Source organism: Amycolatopsis magusensis (assembly GCF_017875555.1).
GTDB lineage: Bacteria > Actinomycetota > Actinomycetes > Mycobacteriales > Pseudonocardiaceae > Amycolatopsis > Amycolatopsis magusensis.
In genome coordinates, this window is record NZ_JAGGMS010000001.1 from 2,064,302 (window position 1) to 2,090,010 (window position 25,709).

A 25,709-nucleotide genomic window follows, 5' to 3' on the forward strand; every position below is an offset into this window, starting at 1 on the left:
CCGTGCAGAAGAACCAGCTCGTGGTGCTCTCGGCCGCCGGTCCGGAGCAGCTGACCGCTTACACCGGGCTGTTGCTCGACTGGCTCGACGCGCATCCGGACGCCGCGCTCGCCGAGATCGCCTGCACCCTGCAGACCGGCCGCGAGCCGCTGCGTGAACGGCTGGCGGTGATCGCCGGTTCGGTCGCGGAACTGCGGCGGCGCCTGGCGAACTCGGAGGGCGTGCTGCGAGGCACCGCCGACGAGGGACGCCTGCCCGCTGACGCGACGGAACTCGAGGAGCTGGCCAGGCAGTGGGTGCGCGGGTCCGAAGTGGACTGGAACGCGCTGTACCCGGACGGGCGGCCCGCGCGGCTTTCCCTGCCGACACCGCCGTTCGCCACCAAGAAGTACTGGGTTCCCGAGCCCGCGGTCCAGGCCCGCCCGCTGCTCGGCGTGGCCACCGGCCCGGACAGCCGCGAGTTCGCCACCCGGCTGACCGGCGCCGAGTTCTTCCTGCGTGACCACGCCATCGGTGAGCTGAAGGTGCTGCCCGCGGTGGCCGCGCTGGAACTCGCCGCAGCCACCGCGGCGGGCGGCGGCCGGGTCCGGGGCATCGTGAACGTGCTGTGGTCGCGGCCGGTCCTGGTCACCCACGACCCGGTGGACGTGCGGGTCCGGCTCGCGCCGGCGCCCGAGGGCGTGGCGTACGAGATCCGGCACGGCGACGACCTGTGCTCGGCGGGCACGCTGCTGTTCGGCGAACCGGAGCAGGCCGCGCTGGCCGAGGTGACCGACCTGTCCGCGATCCGTGAGCGCTGCCCGCGGGTGCTCGACGGGCCGGAGTGCTACGAGGTCTTCGACCGGATGGGTGGCGGCTACGGCCCGAGCTTCCAGCCGTTGCGCTCGCTGGCCAGCCGTCCCGGTGAGGTGCTGGCCAGGGTCGAGGTGCCGGATGCGGCCGACCACACCCCGGAGGCGTTCACCCTGCACCCGTCCCTTTTGGACGGAATGCTCCAGGCCGCGTTGTGGACCGCCGCCGATCCCGGTGGTGACGGCCGTCGACGGCTCCCGTTCGCGCTGACCTCGCTGGAGATCGTCCGGCCGCTGCCGCGCCGGGGCTGGGTGCACGCGGTGCCGTCCGACCCGGACGCCCCGGCCGACGCCGAGCAGACCAGCCACGACCTGACCCTGCTCGACGACGACGGACGGCTCGTCCTGCGCATGCGCGGGCTGATGACCCGGGTGCTGCGCGCGGAGCACGCGCTGGTCACGACCGAGCAGGCCGAATCCGTGCGCACGCTGGCCTACACGCCGGTGTGGCGGCCCGCGCCCCTGGCCGAGCGGCCCGGCGCGGCCGATCCGGTGCTGGTGATCGGTGCCGACCCCACGCTCGCGGAAACCCTGGGCGGCCGCATGGTGCGGCCCGGTGGCAGCTTCACCGCGGACGGCGACGGCTGGCGGCTCCGGTTCGACGAGGAACAGGACTGGACCGCCCTGTTCGAGGAACTCAAACGCCGCGACGAGCAGCCCGCCGCGATCGTCTGGGACGCGATCTCGCTGCCTGCCGACCAGGGCCCGTTCGGGCAGGACGCGCGCCGCATGGCCAAGCTGTTCCGCGGCTGGTCACACGCCAAATTCGCCGGGCGCACGCGGTTGCTGTACTGCCACGCCGATCGGGGCGCACTCGACGACAGCCTCGCCGCCGCGCTCGACGGGCTGGCCAAGGCCGTCGCGAACGAGCAGCCCGCCTTCCTGGCCGCCGTGTTGACCTTGGCGCCGGAGGAAACCGGCGACCTCGCCGGGCACCTCGCCGCCGAACTCGGGGCCACCGAACACGAATTCGCCGTCTCACGTGCTGGTGGGGAACGGCGGGTCCGGCGCTGGGAGCCGGTCGAGGACTTCCAGCAGACCGGACTCGGACTGGCGGTCCGCGACGGCGGCGTCTACCTGATCACCGGTGGCCTCGGCGGACTCGGCCGCATCTTCGCCGCGCACCTGGCCGCGCACGGCCGCCCGCGGTTCGTGCTGACCGGGCGCTCACCCGAGCCGGGCCCCGGACTGGAAGCCCTGCGGCTGCAGGGGGTCGACGCCGTGTACTGGCCCGCTGACCTGGGTGAACCGGGTGCGGCCGGTCGGCTCGTCGAGCGCGTCCGCGACGAGTACGGCGCCCTGCACGGGGTCCTGCACCTGGCCGGGGTCACCCGCGACGGCTTCCTGTTGCGCAAGACCGAGGCCGAGTTCGACGAGGTGCTCGCGCCGAAGGTGCGCGGCACGATCGAACTGGACCGCGCGACCGCGGACTACCCGCTCGACTTCTTCGTGGTGTTCTCGTCGATGTCCGGCGTCGCGGGCACCCCCGGGCAGGCGGACTACGCCTTCGCCAACCGGTTCCTGGACTCGTTCGCGGGCTGGCGCGAGGCCCGCCGCCGCGAGGGCAGGCGCTCAGGCCGCACGATCTCCCTGCTGTGGTCCTTGTGGGCCGACGGCGGCATCCGCATGGAAATGGACGCCGCCGCGCAGGAGCGGATGGTCGAGCGAGCCGGGCTGGCGCCGCTGCCGACCAGCGCCGGGCTGGCCGCCTTCGACGCGGCGATCTCGCTGGACGCCGGGCAGGTGGTGATCGCCCGCGGGCGGCAGGAAAAGGTCGCCGAGCTGCTCGTCCACACGCCCAAGCTGACCGCGCCCGTCACAGCGGCGGCTCCGGCGCAGAGCTTGACCGCGCGCACCGAGGAGTTCCTGCGCGGCATCCTCGCCGGGGTGTTCGGCATGCCCGCCGAGGACCTGGACCCCGGCGTGGCGTTCGAGGCCTACGGCATCGACTCGATCCTGATCATGGACCTGACCAGGGTGCTGGAGGAGCACTTCGGCTCGGTCCCGAAGACGTTGTTCTTCGAGTACCAGGACTTGGCATCGATCACCGGCTACTTCGTCGAACGACACGCGGATACGCTCGCGGCGTTGCTGCCGTCCACTGTGGACGAGATCGCGCCCGAAGAGCCGGCGGCGGCAACGGAACCGGTCCGGTACGAGGTCCGCGAGAACGAGCCGATCGCGATCATCGGCATGAGCGCGCGCTTCGCCGGTTCCGACGACCTCGACGCGCTGTGGGAAAACCTGCGGGCCGGCCGGAACCTGATCACCGAGATCCCGGCGGACCGCTGGGACTGGCGCGACTACGACAACGCCACCGAGGCCGACCGCGCGGTGGAATACAGCCGCTGGGGCTCGTTCCTCGACGACATCGACAAGTTCGACCCGCTGTTCTTCGGCATCTCCCCGCGTGAGGCGGAGATCATCGACCCGCAGGAGCGGCTGTTCCTGGAAACCGCCTGGCACACCATCGAAGACGCCGGGTACACCCGCCAAGACCTGCGGACCGGCCGGGTCGGGGTCTACGTCGGCGCGATGTACGCGCTGTACCAGCTCTACGAAGCCGAAAACGGGCGGATTGCGGCGTCCTCGTACGCCTCGATCGCCAACCGCGTCTCGTACTCGCTCGGCCTCAACGGCCCGAGCCTCGCGGTGGACACCATGTGCTCGTCGGCGCTTTCGGCCATCCACCTGGCCATCGCCGACCTGCGCAACGGCGACACCGACCTGGCCATCGCCGGTGGGGTGAACCTGCACGTCCACCCGTACAAGTACCGGTTCCTCGGGCAGGGCCAGTTCACCTCCAGCGACGGGCTGTGCCGCAGCTTCGGCGAGGGCGGCGACGGCTATGTGCCCGGTGAGGGCGTCGGCGCGGTCCTGCTCAAGCCGCTGAGCAAGGCGATCGCCGACCGCGACCACGTCTACGGCACGATCCTGGGCAGCAGCGTCAACCACGGCGGCCGCACCAACGGGTTCACCGTGCCGAACCCGGTCGCGCAGGGCGACCTGATCGGCCGCGCGATCGAGGTGGCCGGGGTCGACCCAGCCTCGCTGTCCTATGTGGAGGCTCACGGCACCGGAACCTCGCTTGGTGACCCGGTGGAGATCCGGGGACTGAGCCGGGCGTTCGTCGATTCCGGGCTGGCCGCGGGCAGTGTGCCGATCGGCTCGGTGAAGTCGAACATCGGCCACCTGGAGTCGGCCGCGGGCATGGCCGCGCTCGGCAAGGTGCTGGCGCAGCTGCGGCACCGGCAGCTCGCGCCGTCCATCCACGCCGATCCGGTCAACCCCAACATCGACTGGGCGGACTCGCCGTTCTACGTGCAGCGCGAGGTTTCGCCGTGGACCGCGCCGGACGGTGGTCCGCTGCGGGCGGGCATCAGCTCGTTCGGTGCCGGTGGCGCGAACGCGCACCTGGTGATCTCCGAGGCTCCCTCGAAGCCGATTGTGTCCACTGTGGAGCAGGCTCGGTTGTTCCCGTTCTCGGCCAAGACCGTCGAACGGCTGGCCGTGCTCGCCGGTGAGTTCGCCGACTTCCTGGACGGTTCGCCGATCGACCCCGCCGATCTCGCGTTCACGCTGCAGGTCGGCCGGGAGGCGCTGGAGGAACGCGCCGTGTTCCAGGCGACGACGGTCGCTTCGCTGGTCACCTCGTTGCGGGCGTTCGCGGCCGGTCAGACCGGTGAGTGGTGGACCGGCACCGTCCGCGGCCGGACTTCGGGCGGCAAAGCGGAAATCGCGCCGGGCGATCTGGCTGGAGTCGCGCAGCAGTGGGTCCGTGGAGCGACGGTCGAGTGGGCACGGCTCGACGCGGGCGGCACGCGGATCCCGCTGCCCGGCTACCCGTTCGAGCGGTTGCGCTGCTGGATCACCGAGGGCGCGCCGAAGCAGCGCCGCGAGCTGGGCACGGCCACGACACCGACGTTGCTGGACCGGATCGACACCGACCTTTCGCTGGACGGCGGCCTCGCTTTCACCACCGATTTCGGCCCTGACCACCCGTTGATCCGGGACCACCGCGTCGGCGACCTGCACCTGCTGCCCGGGGTGGCGGCGCTGGAGATGGCCCGCGCGGCGGCCGAGGTCGCCACCGGGTCCGGCACGCGGCTGGTGCTGCGCAACGTCCGCTGGCTGCGGCCGCTGGTGGTCGGTGACCAGGCACGCACGTCCTGGCTGCGCCTGCGCCGGGTCGACGGCGGCACCTCGTTCACGCTGCTCGGCAAGGTCGACAACGCCACGGTCACCCTGGCGCAGGGCGACATCGAGCCGTTCAACGGTGACGACGGCGCGCCGGTGCGCATCGGTGAGGTCGAGGCTCGCTGCGCACAACGGGTCGACGGCACCGAGCTGTACGCCGATCTCGACCAAGCCGGGCTGGTTTACGGGCCGGCGTTGCGCGGCATCGACTGGATCGTTTGGGGCGCGGGCGAAGCGCTCGCGCGGATCGTCGTGCCCGAAGGCCTGGAGGGGTGCGGGCTGCCGCCCGCGCTGCTCGACAGCGCGCTTCACACCTTCGCCGTGCTGCGCGACCGGACGTCCGGCACGCCGATGGTGCCGTACGCGGTCGCGGCGGTCGAGGTACTGCGCCTGCCGGAACGGGTCGGCTACGCCCACGTGGTCCCGGCCGGGCCGGACCGCTACGACCTGACGCTGACCGACGAATCGGGCGCGGTGTGCGTGCGGATGCGTGACCTGGCTCTGCGGCCGGTCCAGGCGCCCGACGGCTTCACCCGGTCGGCCTCGCCCGCGGCGCTGGACGACCTGCTCTACGCCCCGGACTGGGTAGCCGAGCCGGACTCCGCCGTGACCGCGACCCCGGCGCGCGCTGCGTGGGTCATCCGTGACCGGTCGTCGGCACGACTGGCCGACGAGTTGGTGAAGTTGCTCGGCGGCAGCCCGCAGGTCGCGGAGCCCGCCGGGATCGACGCGCTCACCGGTGAGCCGGACGCCGTCTACCTGCTCCACGGCGCCGACACCGGGCGCCCGGACGATCTTGCCGCGCTGGAGGACAGCCAGCAACGTGGGGTTCTCACGCTGTTCCGCCTGGTCAAGCGCCTGCGTTCGGTGCGCTCGGTGCGGTTCGCCGTGGTCACCGAGGACGCGTGCGGGGTGCGCGAGGTGCGTGACCCGTTCGCCGCGAGCCTGCACGGGCTGACGCTGTCGCTCGCCCAGGAGTTTCCACAGTGGACTGTCTCGCTGCTCGACAGCTCGGTGGACGAGGAGCCGGCGGCGGTCGCGTCGCTGGTCACCGGCCTGCCTGGCACGGCGAGCCCGCTGGCCGTGCGCGGTGGCGTGGTGCACCGGCGGCGGTTACTGCCCGTCGCACCGTCCACTTCGGAGGCGCGATTCCGCCGTGGCGGCGTCTACCTGATCCTCGGCGGAGCCGGGGGAATCGGGCTGGAACTGACCGAGTGGCTGGTGCGGGAGTTCGGCGCGAAGGTGGTGCTGGTCGGCCGCAGCGAACTGGACGAGGCCAAGCGGCAGCGGCTCCAGGCACTCGGGCCGGTGTCCTACCGGCGCGCGGACGCCGGTGACGCTCATGCGCTGAGCGAGGTCGTGCAGGAGGTCATCGCGGAACACGGTGCCCTGCACGGCGTCTTCCACTCGACCATCGTGCTGCGGGACCAGCTGCTGCAGAACATGGACGAGGGCACGTTCCGGGCCGCCCTGGACGCGAAAACCAAGGTCAGCGTGGCCCTGCTGGCCGCGGTCGGCTCGGTGCCGCTGGACTTCGTGCTGTTCTTCTCGTCGGCGGTGGCGTTGTCCGGCAGCGCCGGGCAGAGCAACTACGCGGCGGGCAGCACCTTCGAGGACGCCTTCGCGCACTTCCTCGGCACGCGGCTGGACGCCGTGGTCCGGGTGATCAACTGGGGGTTCTGGGGCACGGTCGGCATCGTCGCGCAGGATCACTACCGGGAGCGGCTGGCCCGCCAGGGCATCTTCTCGCTCGACCCGGCCGAGGGCATGGCCGCCGTCGAGCACGTGCTCGGGCACGCCGAGCCGCAGGTGGTGGTCACCAAGGCCAGCCGCGAGGTGCTGGCCACGGCGGGCGTGGAGTTCCCGGCCGGGGAGTGGGGCCCGCTGGACGAACTCGCCGCACTGCCACCGGTTCCGCGGCTGCTCACCGAAGCCGACGACGCCACCCTCGACCGGATCATGCTGGACTGGCTGTGGACGCTGTTCCGCGCGCAGGGCGTGTTCACCGGCGAGGCCGAACGCTGGACGGCCGCGTCACTCGCGGCGCGGATCGGGGTGCAGGACAAGCAGCAGCGGCTGTTCGCCGAACTGCTGCGCGTGCTGACGGTCGGCGGCTACCTGACGGAATCCGGTGGCGAGCTGCGTGTCGCCGGACGTCCGGTGGCCGGTGACCCGGAACGCGAGCTGGCCGAGCTGTGCGCTGAGACCCCCGCGTTGAACCGGTTCGATGTGCTGTTGGTGCCGTGCATGCAGAACCTCTTCGGTGTTCTGCGAGGCGAAGTCCGGGCCACCGATGTGATGTTCCCGGGCGGGTCCACGGCGCTGGTCGAAGGGGCCTACCGGGGAAGCCCGGTGGTGGACCGCGCGAACCACCTGGTCACCTCGGCGGTGCGGGGCCGCGTCGCCGGGCAGCCGTTGCGGGTGCTGGAAATCGGCGCGGGCACCGGCGGGACCACCGCCGAGGTGCTGCCCGCCCTCGCCGGAACCCCCGATGTCCGTTACGTCTACACCGACATTTCGATGGCTTTCCTGCGACACGGCCGTGAGCGCTTCGGTGCGGATTACCCGTTCGTCGAGTTCAAAACCTTGGACGTCAGCCGTGATCTGGGCGCGCAAGGCTTCACGCCCGGCGAATTCGACTTGGTGATCGCGGCGAACGTGCTGCACGCGACCGGCGACCTGCTCGACACCCTCGGTCGTGTGGTCGACCTGCTCGCCGACGGTGGCTGGCTGGTGCTCAACGAAGCCAGCAAGAACGTCATCACCGCGACCCTCACCTTCGGCCTGCTGGACGGCTGGTGGTTGAACACCGACGCACACCTACGCCTCCCAGGTTCACCTTTGCTTTCCGGCGACGGCTGGCGTCACGCCCTGGATTTGGCCGGTTTCTCGCGCAGCAAGGCGATGCCCGCGGATGAGGGACACACGCAGCATGTGGTGGTCGCGGAAAAGGCCGCTGCTTCTGTTGCTGATTCGTCGGTGCTGGAATTTGTGCGCAGCGCTTTCCGCGAGGTACTCCAGGTCCCGGACGAACGCCTTTTCGAGGATGAAACCTACGAAAACTTCGGCATCGATTCGCTGACTTCCTCCCAGGTAGTCGACCGGCTTACGACGGTGGTGCCGGAACTACCGGCCACCCTGCTCTTCGAATACCCGACCATCCGCGAACTGGTCGACTACTTCACCACCCACCACGCCGCCCACTTCACCCCCACCCCGACCACCCCGGCCGCCCCGGCCGCCATCATCCCGGCCGCCACCGCCCCACCAGCCGCCCCCATCTTGGCGGCTACCAACCCGGCCGCTGGCACCACCTCGGCCGCGGTGACCCCGGCAACCATCACCCCCTCGGCCGCGATCGCCAGCCCAGCCGCCGCCAAACCGGCTGCCATCACCGGCCCGGCCGCGGTCACCAGCCCGGTGAGTCCGTCGGCCCATCCCGCCGACAAAATCGCGATCATCGGCGTCGCCGGGCGTTATCCCGGTGCCCGCGATCTCGGCACCTTCTGGCACAACCTCCGCACCGGCCGCGACTCGGTGACCGAAGTACCCGCGGACCGCTGGAACTGGCGCGACCGCAGCGAAGTCGCAGGCACCCCGATCAGCCGCTGGGGCGGCTTCCTCGACGGCATCGCCGAGTTCGACCCCAAGTTCTTCCAGATGTCCAAGCGCGAGGCCGAATACACCGACCCCCAAGAGCGCCTCTTCCTCCAAACCGCCTGGGAAACCCTGGAGGACGGCGGCTATCCGCGCGCACGCCTGCGTGGCTCGTCGGTCGGCGTCTACGTCGGCGTGATGTACGGCCACTACCAGCTCGTCGAAAACTCCGACGGCATCGCCGGCGGCATGGGCTACTCGTCCATCGCGAACCGGGTGTCCTACTTCTTCGACTTCCAGGGTCCCAGCCTCGCCGTCGACACCATGTGCTCGTCCTCGCTGACCGCGCTCCACCTGGCCTGCGAGGCGCTCCGGCTCGGCGAGATCGACTACGCGCTGGCCGGTGGCGTCAACCTGACCCCGCACCCGCGCAAGTACACCCAGCTCGCCACCGGCGGCTTCACCTCGTCGGACGGCCGCTGCCGCAGCTTCGGCGACGGGGGCGACGGCATGGTGCCGGGCGAGGGCGTCGGCGCGGTGCTGCTCAAGCCGCTGGCCGCGGCCGAACGCGACGGCGATCGCATCCTCGGCGTGGTGCTCGGCAGCGCGGTCAACCACGGCGGCAAGACCGGCGGGTTCGCCGTGCCCAACCCGCAGGCGCAGGGCCGGTTGATCGGCAAAGCGCTGGAACAGGCCGGGGTCGAGCCGCAGTCGGTGTCCTATGTGGAGGCTCACGGCACCGGGACCGCGCTCGGTGACCCGGCGGAGATGGCCGGTCTGACGCGGGCGTTCGGGACGGACGGCCCGAAGATCGCGCTCGGTTCGCTGAAGTCGAATGTCGGGCACCTGGAGTCGGCGGCCGGGATCGGCGCGCTGACCAAGGTGCTGCTGCAACTACGGCACCGGGAACTCGTGCCTTCGCTGCACGCCGACCGGCTGAACCAGAAGATCGACTGGTCGTCGGTGCCGTTCGAGGTGCAGCGCTCGCATTCGCCTTGGACGGGCAGCACGCCGCTGCGGGCCGGGGTGAGCGCCTTCGGTGCCGGTGGTTCGAACGCACACCTTGTGGTCGAGGAGTACCCGGAACCCGCGCGCACGACGGCGTCCGGTGAGCTGCTCTTCGTTTTCTCGGCGCAGAACCAGGACCGCTTGCGTGCGGTCGCCACGGACATGGTCGAGTTCCTCGGCCGTGGCGGTGCCGATCCCGCACGGGCCGCGGAACTGGCGGGAGTGCCCGGTGCCTCGGCGGACGAGACGCTCGCCGAACTGGGGCTGGACCCGACCGAGCTGATGCGCCTGGTGGGCGCCGGTGGCGCGGTGCACGAGGGCACCACGTTGCGGCAGCTCGCCGCCATGCTGCCCGGATCGTCCGATGTGGACTTGACCAGGGTGGCGTTCACCCTGCAGGCCGGTCGTGAAGCGATGGGCGAGCGGCTCGCGATCGTCGCCTCCACTGTGGACTCACTCCTGGCTTCGCTACGGGCATTCCTCGATGGCGCGCAGGACTCCGCGAGTCAGACCGGTTCCGTGCGGGCCGAGTCCTGGCTGAACCCGCGTCCCGCACGACCCGACGGCGGCCTCCACGAGCTGGCTCGTCGCTGGACCGCGGGCGAGGAGTTCGACTGGTTCGCGCTCTACCCGTCGCGCCCGGCCCCGATCTCGCTGCCGACCTACCCCTTCGAGCGGGTCCACTGCTGGATCCCCGAACGCGCCCAGGCGGCTCCGGCGACCCCGTCGGTGGACGTGCGGGGGCGGGTACTGGACGCGCTTTCCGAGATCACCGGCTTCCCCGCCGGCGAACTCGACCCCGACCGGACCTTCGGTGAGCACGGGCTCGACTCGCTCAGCCTGGTCAAGCTCGCCGAACTGCTCGGCGACGCGCTCGGCGTGCCGTTGACACCGGACGTGTTCCTCGCCGCGCCGACGGTCACCGCGCTGACCGAACGGCTGCGTGACGAACACACGTTCACCGCCCCCGAGCCCGCCCCGGCACCCGCGGCCGCCGACGACCCGGTGGTGATCGTCGGCATGGCCGGGGTGCTGCCGGGCGGTCGTGACCTGGAGTCGTTCTGGGCGGCCGCCGAGCGCGGCGAGGACCTGATCGGCGAAATCCCGGCGGACCGCTGGGACTGGCGCGAGTTCTACGGCGACCCGGCCGAGCGTGCGGACCGCACCCGGGTGAACCGGGCCGGGTTCATGCCGGAGATCGACAAGTTCGATCCGCTGTTCTTCGGCATCTCCGCGCGCGAGGCGAAGTGGATGGACCCGCGGCAGCGGCTGCTGCTGCAGACGGTGTGGAGCGCGCTGGAGGACGGCGGCATCGACCCGCGCTCGCTGGCCGGTTCGCGGACCGGGCTGTTCGTCGGGGTCGGGCCGTCGGAGTACGCCGAGCTGATCCAGCGGTCCGGCGTGCCGGTGGACGCCTACGCCTCGACCGGGCTCACGCCGTCGATGCTGGCGAACCGGATCTCGTACCACTTCGACTTCCACGGACCGAGCGAACCGGTCGACACTGCGTGCTCCAGTTCGCTGGTCGCGCTGCACCGCGCCGCCGAAGCGATCGAACTGGGGCACTGCGAGACGGTGATCGCGGGCGGGGTGAGCGTGCTGCTCTCACCGGTCAGCTTCGCTTCGCTGGAACGCGCGGGCATGCTCAGCCCGGACGGCGTGGGCCGGGCGTTCGACGCCGAAGCCGCGGGTTACGTGCGTGGTGAGGGCGTCGGCGCCGTGGTGCTGAAGCGGCTGAGCCGCGCGCTCGCCGACGGCAACCCGATCCACGCCGTGCTGCGTGGCGTGGCGATCAACCACGGTGGCCGCTCCAACTCGCTCACCGCCCCCAACCCCGCCGCCCAGGCCGACGTGATTCTGCGGGCAAATGCCGAATCGGGCGTCGACCCGTCGACGATCGGCTACATCGAGACGCACGGCACCGGCACGATGATCGGGGACCCGGCCGAGGTCAACGGCCTGCGCGAGGCGTTCACCGAGCTGTACCGGCGGTGGGACAAGCCGATGCCCGCGGAACCGACGTGCGCGCTGGTGGCGCTGAAGAACGTGATCGGGCACCTGGAGCCCGCCGCCGGGATCGCCGGGTTGCTGCGGGCCCTGCTCGCGCTGCGGCACCGGCGGATCCCGGGGAACCCGAACGTGCGGGAGCTGAACTCGTACCTGCGGCTCGACGGTTCGCCGTTCCACGTGCCGACCGAAAGCGCCGACTGGCCTGCCCCCGACGGCGCGCCGCGGCGGGCGGGCCTCAGCTCGTTCGGCTACGGCGGCGTGAACGCGCACGTGGTGCTGGAGGAGTACGCGGCACCGGCGCCGGTCGCCGTGGACGAACCCCTGGTGTTCACCTTCTCCGCGAAAGACCCCGAACGCCTGCGTGCCTACGTGGCGGCTTTCGCGGCCTCAAGCGCGTGGACCGAGGACCTCGCGGGCGCCGCCTACACCCTGCAGGTGGGCCGCCCCGACTTCCCCGAACGCCTCGCCTTCGTCGCCCGCACCCCCGACGAAACCCGCTCCCACCTGCACGAATACCTCCAGAATGCTTTTGCGGGCAAAAGCATCGGGCGGGTCGAGCGCGGGGTCAGCGCGCCTCGGATCACTTCGGGCACGCCCGAGGAACTGGCCGAGGCATGGGTGCGCGGCGCCGAGGTCGACTGGGCTGCCACCTACCGCCGGACGCCGCGGCTGCGGTCCCTGCCGACCTACCCGTTCGCGGCCGACCGGCACTGGTTCACCAGCACGCCGGAATCCCCGGTGACCTGCTTCTCCACCGACTGGGAGCCCGCCGAACCGGTGGCCGCCGAGCCGGTGCGCGAGCCGGTGCTGGTGTTCGCGCGTCAGCCGGTCCCGCTCGGCGACACGACCGTGCTGGTGCGTCCCGGCGACGGCTTCCGCGAGCTGCCGGACCGGGTCTTCGAGATCGCGCCGGACCGGCCGGAGGACTACGAACGCCTGCTGACCGCGGTGTCCGGCCTGGGCGTGCGACGGGTCGCGCACCTGTGGTCGCTGACCGGCGGCCCGGGGCACGAATCGCTGTTCCTGCTGCTCAGGGCGGCCATGAAGGTATCGGGCGTGACCCTGGACCGCATCCAGGTCGGTACGCCGGACGTACTCCCGCACGCCGAGATGTGGGGCGGGTTCGCGGGCTCGCTGCGGGCCATCGCGCCGGAGGCCACCTTCAACGTGATCCGCTTGGACGGCGGCGAGCAGGATCCACGGCTGCTCGCGGAGCTGTCCGCCGGCGCCCTCGACACCACGATGGTCCGCCACCACGGCCCCACCCGCCTCACCCCCACCGCCCGCAAGCTTCTGCGGGCAAATGCAGGTTCGCCCCTTCGCGAGGGGGCAACGTACCTGGTCAGCGGGGGTATGGGTGGTCTGGGGATCCGGCTCGCGAGCATGCTGGCCAAGCAGTACGGCGCCCGGATCGCGCTCGTCGGCCGGTCCCCGCTGGACGCGGAAAAGCAGGCCCGGTTGGCCGAACTCCGCGCCCTCGGCGGCGAGGTCGAGTACTTCTCCGGCGCGGTGGACGACCGCGACCGCATGGCGGCCGTGGTCGCCGAGGTGAAGGCCCGCTGGGGCGCGCTGCACGGCGTGTTCCACCTGGCCGGGACGGTCAGCGGCCACCCGCTGCCCGGCAAGGACCTGGCCGAGTACCGCGAGCAGTTGCGCCCGCGGATCGGCGGGCCGACCGTGCTCGACGAGGTCACACGGGACGAACCGCTGGACCTGTTCGTGCTGTATTCGTCGATCGCCGGGCACCTCGGTGACTACGGGCTGGTCGACTACGGCGTCGGCGCGCGGTTCCTGGACGGGTTCGCCGGCTGGCGCGAGCAGCGCCGGGCCGCCGGGGAGCGGCAGGGGCACACGGTCTCGATCGGCTGGCCGATGTGGCGGGACGGCGGCATGCATGTCGACGCCGAAGACGAGCAGCGCTACCTCACGGCCACCGGCTTCCGCTACCTGAGCGACGCCGAAGGTGAGCGAGCACTCGACTTCGCCCTTCGAGCTGGCCGAACCCAGCTCGTCGTGCTGCCCGGCGACCCAGCCCGCATGACCACCCTGATCACCACCTCCACCACCCCCAACCCCCGGAAAGCTTTTGCGGGCAAAAGCCGATCGGTCCCCGCGGCGGCGTCCTCACCTGGGAAAACGCGGTCGGCGGTGGAGGAGGTGCGTGAGCTGATCTCCGGCATCCTGGACACTCCGGTCAAAGCGCTCGAACTGGATGCGGGCTTCGGTGAATACGGCCTCGACTCGTTCGGGCTGAAGACGCTGTCGATCGAGCTGGAGGAGCGGTACGGCGTCGACGTGCCGACCACCACGCTGTTCGGCGCCAACACCATCGCCAAGCTGGCGGCCCACCTGACCGCCGAGTTCGGCGACGACCTGTTCACCACGACCACCGAGACCCCGGAACCGACACCGATATCGACACCGGCACCGGCTCCCGAGCCGGTCAGGCAGGTCCCGGCGGCCAACGAGCCCATCGCGATCATCGGCATGAGCGGCCGGTTCCCCGGCTCGCCCGACCTCGACGGCTTCTGGCGCGACCTCGACCGCGGCCAGGACCTCATCACCGAGACCCCGCCCGAGCGCTGGGACTGGCGTGAGCTGGCCGAACGCTTCGAGGGCACGGCCCGCTGGGGCGGCTTCCTCGACCGCGTCGACGAGTTCGACTCGCTGTTCTTCAAGATCTCGCCGCTCGAAGCCGAGGTGATGGACCCGCAGCACCGCCTGTTCCTCGAGCACGCGTGGAAGGCGATCGAGGACGCGGCCTGCCGCGCGGACCAGCTGGCCGGGCGTGCGGTGTCGGTGTTCGTCGGCACGCAGTTCACCGATTACGAGGCGATGGTCCTCGGCGGTGGCGGCGACGGGGCGAACGCCTACGCCGGCACCGGCCTCGCCCGGACCATGCTGGCCAACCGCCTGTCGTACCTGCTCGACCTGCGCGGACCCAGCGAAAGCATCGACACCGCCTGCTCCAGTTCGCTGGTCGCGGTGCACCGCGCGGTGAAGTCGCTGCGCTCGGGCGAGACGGAACTGTCGATCGTCGGCGGGGTCAGCCTGATCCTGGCGCCGCAGACGGTGGTTGCCGGGAACCAGCTCGGCGTGCTCTCGCCGGACGGCCGCTGCAAGACGATGGACGCGAGCGCCGACGGTTACGTCAAGGGCGAGGGCGTCGCGGCGCTGGTGCTGAAGCCGTTGTCGCGTGCTCTCGCCGACGGCGACCGCGTGCACGCCGTCATCCGGGGCAGCGCGGTCGGGCACGGCGGGCACGCCAGCTCGCTGACCGCGCCGAACCCGGAAGCGCAGGCTGACCTGCTGGTGGAGGCCTACCGGGACGCCGGGGTGCCGCTCGAATCGGTCTCCTACCTGGAGTTGCACGGCACCGGCACCGAACTGGGCGACCCGATCGAGATCGAGGCCATCCAGGCCGCGAACCGGCGGCTCGCGACCGGCGCCGAGGCGGTGGCCTGCGGGCTGGGCACGGTGAAGAGCAACATCGGGCACCTGGAACCGGCGGCCGGGGTGGCCGGGATGCTCAAGGTCATCCTCGCCATGCGGCACCGGCGACTGCCCGCGACGCTGCACGTCGAGCGGCTGAACCCGCTGATCCGCATCGAAGGCACCCGGTTCTCGCCGGTCCTGGAGTCCCGGGAATGGCCGTCCGACGGGGTGCGCCGCGCGGGCGTCAGCTCGTTCGGCTTCGGCGGGGTGAACTCGCACGTTGTGCTGGAAGAAGCTGGTCCGATGGCGCTGACCAGCGCAAATGGGCCGCAGTTGGTCGTCCTGTCGGCCCGGACCGCGGACCGGCTGCGGGCCTACGCGGCCGAGGTGGCGGACTTCCTCGGCGAGACGTCGGCCGACCTGGATTCGCTGGCCTACACCTCGCAGGTGGGCCGGGTGCCGATGACTGAGCGGCTGGCCGTCGTGGCGACCTCGGTGCCGGAACTGCGGGACGCGCTCGCCGCTTTCGTGGCAGGCCGCTCGGGCGGGTTCGTCGCGGGAAGCGCCGGGGCGCAGCAGGGCTGGCTGGCCGAACCGGAGGGGCAGGACTACCTGCGCCGGATGGTCGAAGAGCGGGACCTGAACCGGCTCGCGCGGATGTGGGTGGACGGTGCCGAGCTCGACTTCGGCGCTCTGCACACCTCGCCGCCCGCGAAGACCTCCATGCCGACCTACCCCTTCGAACCCGCCCGCCACTGGCTGGGCGGCGCCACCCCCACCACCCCGGCCGAGGGCACCTTCCTCACCAAAACCTGGCACCCCGACCTGTCCGTTTCGCCCGATCATGCTTTTGCCCGCAAAAGCATGTCGGTGCTCGTTCTCGCAGGTGAGGGCGTTGCGCGGGTGGCGCGTGAGCTGTTCGACGGGGCGACCGTGGTCGTCCTGAGCGAGGCGGAGGACGCTGATCCGGAGGTCGGGAAGCGCCTCCTGAACGAGGCCGATCAGTACGACGGGGTCATCGATCTCACCGACCTCACCCGGCCCGGCGAGGTCGTCGGTGACGGGTTCCGGGAGAGCTGGGCGCGGGTCACGCTCCTCCAGGAACTCATCGCCCGGTTCCGCTCGCGGGGCCTGTTCTACCTGCACTTCACCCGAGGCCTGACCACCTTCCGCGCCGACGACCCGACCCTGCGCGGAGCGGCTTTCGCGGGCTTGTGCCGGTTGCTGCCCGGCGAGTACCGCGGCCTGAACGGCCGGACGATCGACGTGGACGAGGCCTGCCTCGACGCGGCGATGCTGCGAGCCGTGATCAACGCCGAGCTGGCGGCTGACCCGCAGGTCACGGAGTCGTGCGTGCGCGACGGCGTCCGCTACCTCCCGGCCATGGAACCCCTCGACACCCCCGAACCTGCTTTTGCCCGCAAAAGCCGAACGGTGCTGGTCACCGGGGGGACGGGGGCGCTGGGCAGGCTCGCCGCGGCCGATCTGATCGAGCGCGGCACCGAGAACCTGGTGCTCCTGGGGCGGCGGCCGCTGCCCGAGCGGGCGCGCTGGGAGCAGCTGTGTGCCGAGCCGGGCACCGATCCCGAGCTGGTCACGCGGCTGCGCGGCCTGCTCGACCTCGAACGTCCTGGCGTTCGCATCCGCGTGGAGGCCGGTCGTCTGGACGACGGCGACTGGCTGCGGCGGACGCTCGCCGAGGTCCGGGCGGAGTTCGGGCCGATCGAGGGGGTCGTGCACTGCGCCGGCCTGGGCGTGATGGACAACCCGGCCTTCGTCGGCAAGCGGGTCGACCAGATGCGTGCCGTGCTGGAGCCGAAGGTCGCCGGTCTGCGTGAGCTGGCCGACGCCTGTTCGGCCGATCCCGTGCGGTTCTTCGTGCTGTATTCGTCGATCGCCGCGCAGGTGCCGCTGCTCGCCGCGGGCATGAGCGACTACGCGATGGCCAACGCCTTCCTCGACCGGTTCGCCGAGTATCAGGCCGCCACCGGCCGCCCCTGGTTCCGGTCGCTGCAGTGGCCGAGCTGGCGCGCGAACGGTATGCCCGAGGTCCACACCGATCCCTACCGCGACCTGGGGATCCGTCTTTTGCCCGCAGAAGCTGGTTTGGGGCTTTTGCGCAGGTCGGAGGGGGTGCGTGGGGCGGCGGTGTGCTTGCCTTGCCAGGTTGAGCCGGGTGTGTTCGACGTCACTCGATTGCTCCGCGTGCCGCCGCGGGTGGCTCGGGTGGAGAGCGCGCCGGTGGCTGAACCGAAGGCGCCGGTGAGCGGGCTCCTCGCCCGGTTGACCGAGGTGTTCGAGGGGCAGTTGCGCCTCACCGGCATCGACCCGGACACCGGGTTCGCCGACCTCGGCGTCGACTCGATCATGATCGCCCAGCTGATGGCCGTGCTCGAACGCGAGCTGGGCATCGTGGCCGAGCCGTCCGCCTTCCTGGAGAACCCGACCCTGCGCGGCCTCGCCGGGCACCTCGAAGGCGACTACCAGCCGGTCGCACCCGCCCCGGCCAAGGAGCCCGCGAAAACCGGCGGCCGGATCGCGATCATCGGCATCGCCGCGCACTTCCCCGGCGCCCCCGACAAGGACACCTACTGGCGCAACCTGCTCGACGGCGTCGATTCCATCACCGAAGTGCCGGAGTCGCGTTGGGACGCCCGGCGCTTCTACGCACCGGAGTACGCCCCCGGCAAATCGGTCAGCAAATGGGGCGGCTTCCTCGACGGCATCGAGGACTTCGACCCGGCCTACTTCCGGATCGAGGAGTCCGCGGCCGCCCAGGTCGACCCGCTGATGCGCCAGTTCCTCGAGGTCACCGCCGAATGCCTGGCCGACGCCGGGTACGCGGCCGAGGAGGTCGCCGGTCGCCGGGTCGGCGTGTTCGCCGGCTCGCGCACCTCGAACTTCGGCGCGCACCACACCGAAGCGGGCAAGGACAGCATCAGCGGGATGGCGCAGAACTTCATCGCCGCCCACGTCTCGCACTTCCTCGATGTGCGCGGACCCAACCTGGTGGTCGACTCGGCCTGCTCGTCTTCGCTGGTCAGCGTGCACCTCGCGGCGCAGAGCCTGCGGCTCGGCGAATGCGAGATGGCGCTCGCCGGCGGGGTCGAGATCCTGCTCGACGAGATCCCGTTCGTCGGCATGAGCGAGGGCCGCGCGCTGTCCCCGACCGGCCGCTGCCACACCTTCGACGAACGCGCCGACGGCATCGTGCTCGGCGAAGGCGCCGGTGCGCTGCTGCTCAAGCGCCTCGACGACGCCCTGCGCGACGGCGACCGCGTCTACGCGGTGCTCGACGGCGGCGCGGTCAACAACGACGGCCGCACGATGGGCATCACCACGCCGAACCCGGAGGCCCAGCGCGAGGTCATCCGCGACGCGCTCGACGCGGCCGGGGTCTCGGCGGCCGACATCGGTTACGTCGAAGCCCACGGCACCGGCACCCGCATCGGCGACCCGATGGAGCTCAAGGCGCTGACCGAGGTCTTCCGCGCGGACACCGCCGACCTCGGCTTCTGCGGGGTCGGGAGCGTGAAGACCAACGTCGGGCACCTGCTCAGCGCGGCAGGCATCGCCGGGTTGATCAAGGTGGTGCTGGCCGTGCGCGAGGGACAGCTACCGCCGACGTTGCACTGCGAAACCACCAACCGCCGGTTCCGGTTCGAGGACTCGCCGCTGTACCCGGTGCGGGTCGCGCAGCCGTGGACGGCCAGGGGCGAGCGGCGGCTGGCCGGGATCAGCTCGTTCGGCTTCGGCGGCACCAACGCGCACCTGATCGTCGGCGAAGCACCCGCGCACACGCCGCGGCGCGTCCCGCTGCCGCCGATCCGCTACCGGCGCGCCCGCCACTGGTTCGGCCCGCCGAACGGGCACGAGCTCAACGGCCACAGCGATCCGGCGCCCTTCTTCGAGCTGCGGTTCTGATGGGAGACCAAGTGCTGAACGGCTTGACCTGCACGGTGCTGATCCGCGCCGAGGACCCGGTGTTGCGCGACCACACCGTGCACGGGACCAGCATCCTGCCCGGGGTCTCGTTCCTGGACATGATCTTCCGCATCCTGGCCGCGCAAGGGGTGGACACCAGCACGGTCGAGCTGCGGCGGATCCTGTTCCGGCAGGCGGTGGCCGCGAGCGCGGAGTTCGACACCGAACTGGGCTTCCGGTTCACCGCCGACGGCGCCCGGTACCGCGTCGGCGTCACCGGCAGGCGGCTGCCGAAATCCGGTGCTCCTGGCGATCCGGCCGACGTCCTGGAGTGCGAACTGCACCTCGGGCAGGAGTTCGACTGGCCGTCGCTCGACCTCGACCGGCTGCGGACCGGCGCCGAGCGCGTGGTCGACATGGCCGAGCTGTACCGCACGGTCCGCACCACCGGCATCGTGCACGGCGACTTCATGCGCGGACGCGGGCGCCTGCACGTGGGGGCCGCCGAACTGCTCGCGGACCTCGAGGTCAGCCCGGCCGCCGCGGACTACCTCGGCTACTTCCACCTGCACCCGGCGGCGCTGGACTCGGCGACACTGCTGTCCATCCAGTTCGCCGACCACTTCGAGCGCCGCTTCGCCGACCTGGCGGAGGAGCGCAGGCCGTACATCCCGATCCTGATCGAGTCGTTCCGGGCCAGGGCGGGCACCGGGCGGGACAGCCGGGTCCACGTGCGGCCGCCGCGGTACGGCGGGCAGGACGCCGACCTGAACACCTGTGACCTCGACTTCTACGACGAGGACGGGCGGGCGCGGATGCACATTCGCGGGCTGACCTCGAAGCGGGTGCGGGACGAGCGCGCGATCAACGGGAAGCCGGCTCCGGTCGAGGTGCGGCAGGCCGAGCAGACGCGTTCGGCGTCGATCGAGGCGCTGATCCGGGAGCTGCTCGCGGAGAAGCTGGACGTGGACGCAGCCGCGCTCGACGAGGGTCGCGGATTCTACGAACTGGGCCTCGATTCGACAGCGTTGTTGGCGACCGTCCAGGAGCTGGAAGCGGCCCTCGGCGTCGACCTGTACCCGACGCTGCTGTTCGAGCACAACACCGTCACCAGCCTCGCCACCTACCTGAACACGCAGGTCAGCGGGGCCGAACCTGCTTTTGCCCGCAGAAGCTTCCCGGCTGAAGTGGGGTATTTCGCGGGGGGTTGGGAGGGGGTGCCGCCGGTCTCCGGGGTGGATGTCGGGGCGGTTGCGGCGGTTGATCCGGCGGGTCGCCTCGGTGCCGCCGCGAGCCGGTTCACCGGCACCGCGCGCAACGTGCTCTGGCTCCCGGCCACCGCCGATCTGGAGACCGAGTTCCTCGCACTGGCCGAACGCCTCCGCGGCGACGAACTCCGGCTCGTCTGCTGCATCGAGGACGATCGACTCGCCCCGCTCGCCGCGATGTTTCGCAGCCTCCGCCGCGAGCACCCCGGCCTCCGCGCCTCCCTGCTCCGGCTCGATCGCCCGGTCGCGCAGGCCGTCGACGCGGTGCTCGCCGAGTTCGCCGAGACCGAGCACGTCGACGTCCGGCTCCGGAACGGCCGCCGTGAGGCCCGCGCCTTCCGCCCGGCGGAAGCACCGGCACTCGGTGACGCGCGTGAGCACGGCGTCTACCTGGTCACCGGCGGCCTCGGCGGAGTCGGTTTCGTGCTGGCTCGCTACCTGGCCGGTCGCCACGCGAAGCTGGTCCTCTGCGGCCGCTTGGTCACTCCCGACAGCGCCCGCGTGGACGAGTTGCGCGCCCTCGGCGCCGAGGTTCGCTACGTGCAGGCGGACGTCACCAGCGCGGAAGACGTGCGCGACCTGGTTTCCACCGCGAAACGGACCTTCGGCGCGCTCAACGGCATCGTGCACGCGGCCGGGACCCTCCGCGACGGCTTCCTGAGCGGCAAGAACGCCGCCGACGTGCGCGCCGTGCTGGCGCCGAAGGTGACTGGCACGCGCAACCTGGCCGACGCGACGCGAGGCGATCGGCTCGACTTCTTCGTGCTCTGCTCGTCGACCGCCGGCGCGTGGGGAAACCCGGGCCAGACCGACTACGCCACCGCGAACGCCTTCCTCGACGAGTTCGCCGCTCACCACGAGAACGCCGTCTCGATCGGCTGGCCTGCCTGGCGCAACGGCGGCATGCGCGTCGACGAAAAGGCACTCGCCGCCGCCGGGCTGACGGCCCTCGACGACGAGACCGGCGTCGAAATCTTCCGTCGCGCGCTCGGTGGCGGACGCTCGCATGTGCTGGCATTGGCCGGAGACCAGGAAAAGATCCTCGCCGCGGTCGGCGGCGCACGCCCGAAGGTAACCGTCGAAAGCGAACCGGACGAGATCGCGATCGTCGGCATCAGCGGCCGGTACCCGATGGCCGAGGACCTCGACGAGTTCTGGGCGAACCTGCGGGCGGGCCGCGACTGCATCGCCGAAGTTCCGGCCGGACGCTGGGACCACGACGCGATCTTCGCGCCGGGCAAGGGAAAGCCCGGCAGCACGTACAGCCGCTGGGGCGGTTTCGTGGACGGCATAGACGAGTTCGACCCGCTGTTCTTCCACATCTCCCCGAACGAGGCCGCGGTCATCGACCCGCAGGAGCGGCTGTTCCTGCAGACCGTCTGGCACACCTTCGAGGACGCCGGGCACGCGCCCGCCGCCTGGCAGGGCCGCTCGGTCGGCGTCTACGTCGGCGTGATGTACAGCCAGTACCAGCTGTACGGGGTCCGCGGCCGGGGCGAGGCGCCGCGGCTCATCCCGTCCTCCTTCAACGCCGCGATCGCGAACCGCGCGTCGTACTTCTTCGACCTGCGCGGCCCGAGCGTCGCGCTGGACACCATGTGCTCGTCCTCGCTGACCGCCATCCACCAGGCGTGCGACAGCATCCTGACCGGCGAGTGCGAAGCCGCCATCGCGGGCGGGGTCAACCTGACCGTGCACCCCAACAAGTACCTGCAGTTGAGCCAGTCCTCGTTCCTGTCGACGGACGGGCGGTGCCGCAGTTTCGGCGCGGACGGCGACGGCTACGTGCCGGGCGAGGGCGTCGGCGCGGTGCTGCTGCGCCCGCTGCGGGACGCGCTGGCCGACGGCGACCGCATCCACGCGGTGATCCGCGGTCGCTCGCTGAACCACGGCGGTCGGACCAGCGGTTTCTCCGTGCCGAACCCGGAATCGCAGGCCCGGCTGATCGTCGACTCGTTCCGGCGGGCGGGCACCGAACCGGCGTCGGTCAGCTACCTCGAGGCACACGGCACCGGCACCTCGCTCGGCGATCCGGTGGAGATTTCCGGGCTGGAGAAGGCTTTCGACCGGCTCGGGGTGACCGGTGGCCGGTTCCCGATCGGCTCGGTGAAGTCGAACGTCGGGCACCTCGAATCGGCGGCGGGCATCGCCGCGGTGACCAAGGTCGTGCTGCAGTTGCGGCACCGGGAACTGGTGCCGTCGCTGCACGCCGAGCCGTTGAACCCGGCGATCGGCTGGGCGGATTCGCGGTTCGCGGTGCAGCACGAGGTGGCCGCGTGGCCGTCGGACGGGCAACCGCGGCGGGCGGCGATCAGCTCGTTCGGCGCCGGCGGCGCGAACGCGCACCTGATTCTGGAGGAGTACCCGGATCCGCTTCCGGCGCCGCCCGCCGAGCGTCGTGCGCGGCTGTTCGTGTTCTCCGCGAAGAACAACGACCGCCTGGCCGCGCTCACCCGGCGCTTCCTGTCCTATTTGGACCAGTCGGAGCCGTCCGAGAAGGAGCTGGCCGACCGGATCGCCGACGTGCTCGGCGTGCCCGCCGGGCCGGAAACGCTGACCGAACTGGGGCTCGACTACGCGGAGCTGACCAGGTTCGGCGAGCGGCTCGGCGCCGAGCTGGGCATCTCGCAGGTCGCCGAGCTGATCGACGGCGAGGTGACCGTCGCTTCGCTGGCCGCGCGACTGGCACCGCGGTGGGCGGGCCGGTCGATCGACCTGGACTCGGTGGCGTTCACCCTGGCCGAGGGCCGGGACGCGATGGACGAGCGGCTGGCCGTGATCGCGTCCGATGTGGACGAACTGAGCCGCAAGCTGCGCGGCGACCTGGCCGACGGGATCCACCGCGGCCGCCGGGCGGCCGGGGCGGAACCGGCGTCGGGTGACGATCTCGCTGACCTGGCCGAAGCGTGGGTCCGCGGTGCCGACGTCGACTTCAAGCGCTTGCGGACCGGCCGTGAGCGGCGGCTTTCGCTGCCCGGGTACCCGTTCGAGCGGGTGCGCTGCTGGGTCGAGGAACCCGCGGCGGCCGGGCTGCTGGACGACGTGATCGAGGTGCCGGACGGGGTGCTGGCGACGGCGGAGTTGTCCGTGCGGGCGCACCCGTGGCTCGCGGACCATGTGCTGGGCGGCAGGCCGCTGGTGCCGGGCACGGTGTTCGTGGAACTCGCGACGCAGGTCGGCGCCCGCATCGAGAGTCCGGTGGTCGCGGAACTGACCTCGGTGGCGCCGCTGGTACTGCCCGAACAGGGCGCGGTCGCGCTCCGGGTGCGCGTCGGCGACCCCGACGAGACGGGACGGCGTTCGCTCGCCGTGCACGCCCGCGCGGACGGCGAAACCTGGGTCGAGCACGCGTCCGGCGCACTCGCCGAGAACCCGCCGGCCCCGGGCGACCTCCGCGCCTGGCCCCCGGCCGACGCCGAGCCGATCGACCTCACCGACTTCTACGAGAACCTCTCCACCAGCGGCGCCGCCTACGCGGGCGTCTTCTGCGGGCAAAAGCTGGCCTGGCGTTCCGGGGACTCGGTGTACGCCGAGGTGGAGGCGCCGGTGGCGCCTTCGGGCTTCGGCGTGCACCCGGCGTTGTTCGACGCGGCGCTGCACGGCGTGGCGCACGGCGGGTTCGTCAGCGAGGCGGGGCGGGTGCACCTGCCGTTCTCGTGGCGAGGCGTCGCGGTGCACCGGCCGGGAGCGACGCGGTTGCGCGTGAGGCTGAGCCCGGCGGGACCGGACGCGGTGTCGGTGCTGCTCGCGGACGAGCAGGGCGAGCCGGTCGCCAGTGTGGAGTCGTTGGCGCTGCGCCCGGCAGCCGTGCGGGCGGGCTCGCTGTTCCGGCAGGAGTGGTCGGAGCTGCCTGCTTTCGAGGTTGGCGAGGTGCGGTACGCGGTCGTCGGCGCGGATTTGGGCTTTGAGGCACCGCGGTTCGCGAGCCTGGCTGAGCTGACCGAGGTGCCGGACGTCGTCCTCGTCTCCGCTGTCCCGGACGGCGGCCCGTCCGACGTGGTCACGACCGCGCACCTCGCGGCCAAGCGGGCGCTCACTCTCGCCCAGGAGTGGCTCGGCGACGACCGGTTCGACGGCTCGCGCCTGGTCTTCGTCCTGCCTGGCGACGACCCGGCCCTCGCCACCGTCCGCGGCCTGGTGCGCTCGGCCCAAGCGGAAAACCCCACCCGATTCGGCCTCCTCGACACCCCACCCTCCGCCTCCCTCCACCCCCACACCATCCCCGCCCTGAATGCCGGAAATGACCAGATCAGCTTTTGCGGGCAAAAGCAGGTCGGGCCTCGGCTGGTTCGAGTTTCCGCTGGTCAGGTGGGTCGCTGGGGATCGGAGGGGTGGACGCTGATCACCGGTGCGGCTGGTGCGCTCGGACGGCTGGTGGCTCGTCATCTGGTCGTCGAGCACGGCGTCCGGCAGCTTCTGCTGACCAGTCGTCGCGGTCCGGCGGCACCGGGGTCCGCCGAGTTCGCGGCGGAACTGGAGGCGCTCGGCGCCGAGGTGCTCACGGTGGCCTGCGACGTAGCCGACCGGGCGGCGGTGGAGCGGCTGCTGGCCGACCACCCCGTCACCTCGGTCCTGCACGCCGCCGGTGTGCTCGACGACGGCGTGCTCACCGCCCTCGACCCCAAGCGGCTCGAAACGGTTCTGCGGCCCAAAGTCGATGCCGCCTGGAACCTGCACCAGCTCGTCGGCGAGGTCGACCGGTTCGTGCTGTTCTCCTCGGCCGCGGGGACACTGGGGAGCGCGGGCCAGGGCAATTACGCGGCCGCAAACGCTTTCCTCGACGCACTTGCGGCACACCGGCACGCCCAGGGCCTCCCGGCCACCTCGCTCGCGTGGGGTCCGTGGGCCGACGGCATGGCGGGCGAACTGGCCGAAGCGGACCGTCGGCGGCTCGCCCGAGCGGGCGTCACCCCGCTGTCCGCCGAAGCCGGGCTGGCCCTGTTCGACGCCGCGCTCGCCCTCGACGACCCGGCCCTCGTACCGATCGACCTAGTTCCACCCGCCGTCCAAAAACCGCCCCCGACCTCGGCGACCATCTTTAGCCCGCAGAAGCTTCCGGAGGGCGAGGGGCGGGCGGAATTCCTGCTTGACCTGGTCCGTGGGGAGGCGGCGGCGGTACTCGGGTACGCCGGGCCCCGCGCGATCGAGGCCGACCGCGCCTTCGCCGAACTCGGCTTCGACTCGTTGTCGGCCATCGAGTTCCGCAACCGGCTCGACGCAGCCGCCGGCACCCAGCTCGACGCCACGGTGATCTTCGACCACCCGACCCCGGCCGACCTCGCCGCGCACCTCGCCGCCGAGCTCGCCGGGCCGCCGGAGGAAGTGGTCCCCGAGTTCGACTCCGCCAGCGACGACGAGCTGTTCGCCTTCATCGACAACGACCTGAGGCTGCCATGACCAACGAGGACCGGCTCCGCGA

General features: G+C 71.6%; 2 protein-coding genes. Both read left to right on the forward strand.

Annotated features, from left to right (window positions below):
* The first annotated feature begins 2 nt into the window (after nucleotides 1-2).
* A complete protein-coding gene (locus JOM49_RS09735; protein ID WP_308159058.1) occupies nucleotides 3-19,022 on the forward strand; it encodes an SDR family NAD(P)-dependent oxidoreductase in 19,020 nt (6,339 codons plus the stop codon).
* Nucleotides 19,022-25,687, forward strand: a complete 6,666-nt coding sequence (locus tag JOM49_RS09740; RefSeq protein ID WP_209663999.1) for an SDR family NAD(P)-dependent oxidoreductase — start codon at nucleotides 19,022-19,024, stop codon at nucleotides 25,685-25,687. The genes JOM49_RS09735 and JOM49_RS09740 overlap by 1 nt, the downstream gene beginning before the upstream one ends.
* The last annotated feature ends 22 nt before the right edge of the window (nucleotides 25,688-25,709 follow it).

What these genes read in the sequence shown, in the direction of transcription:
- JOM49_RS09740 (WP_209663999.1), top strand. Translation starts at nt 19,022, where the DNA reads ATGGGAGACCAAGTGCTGAACGGCTTGACCTGCACGGTGCTGATCCGC.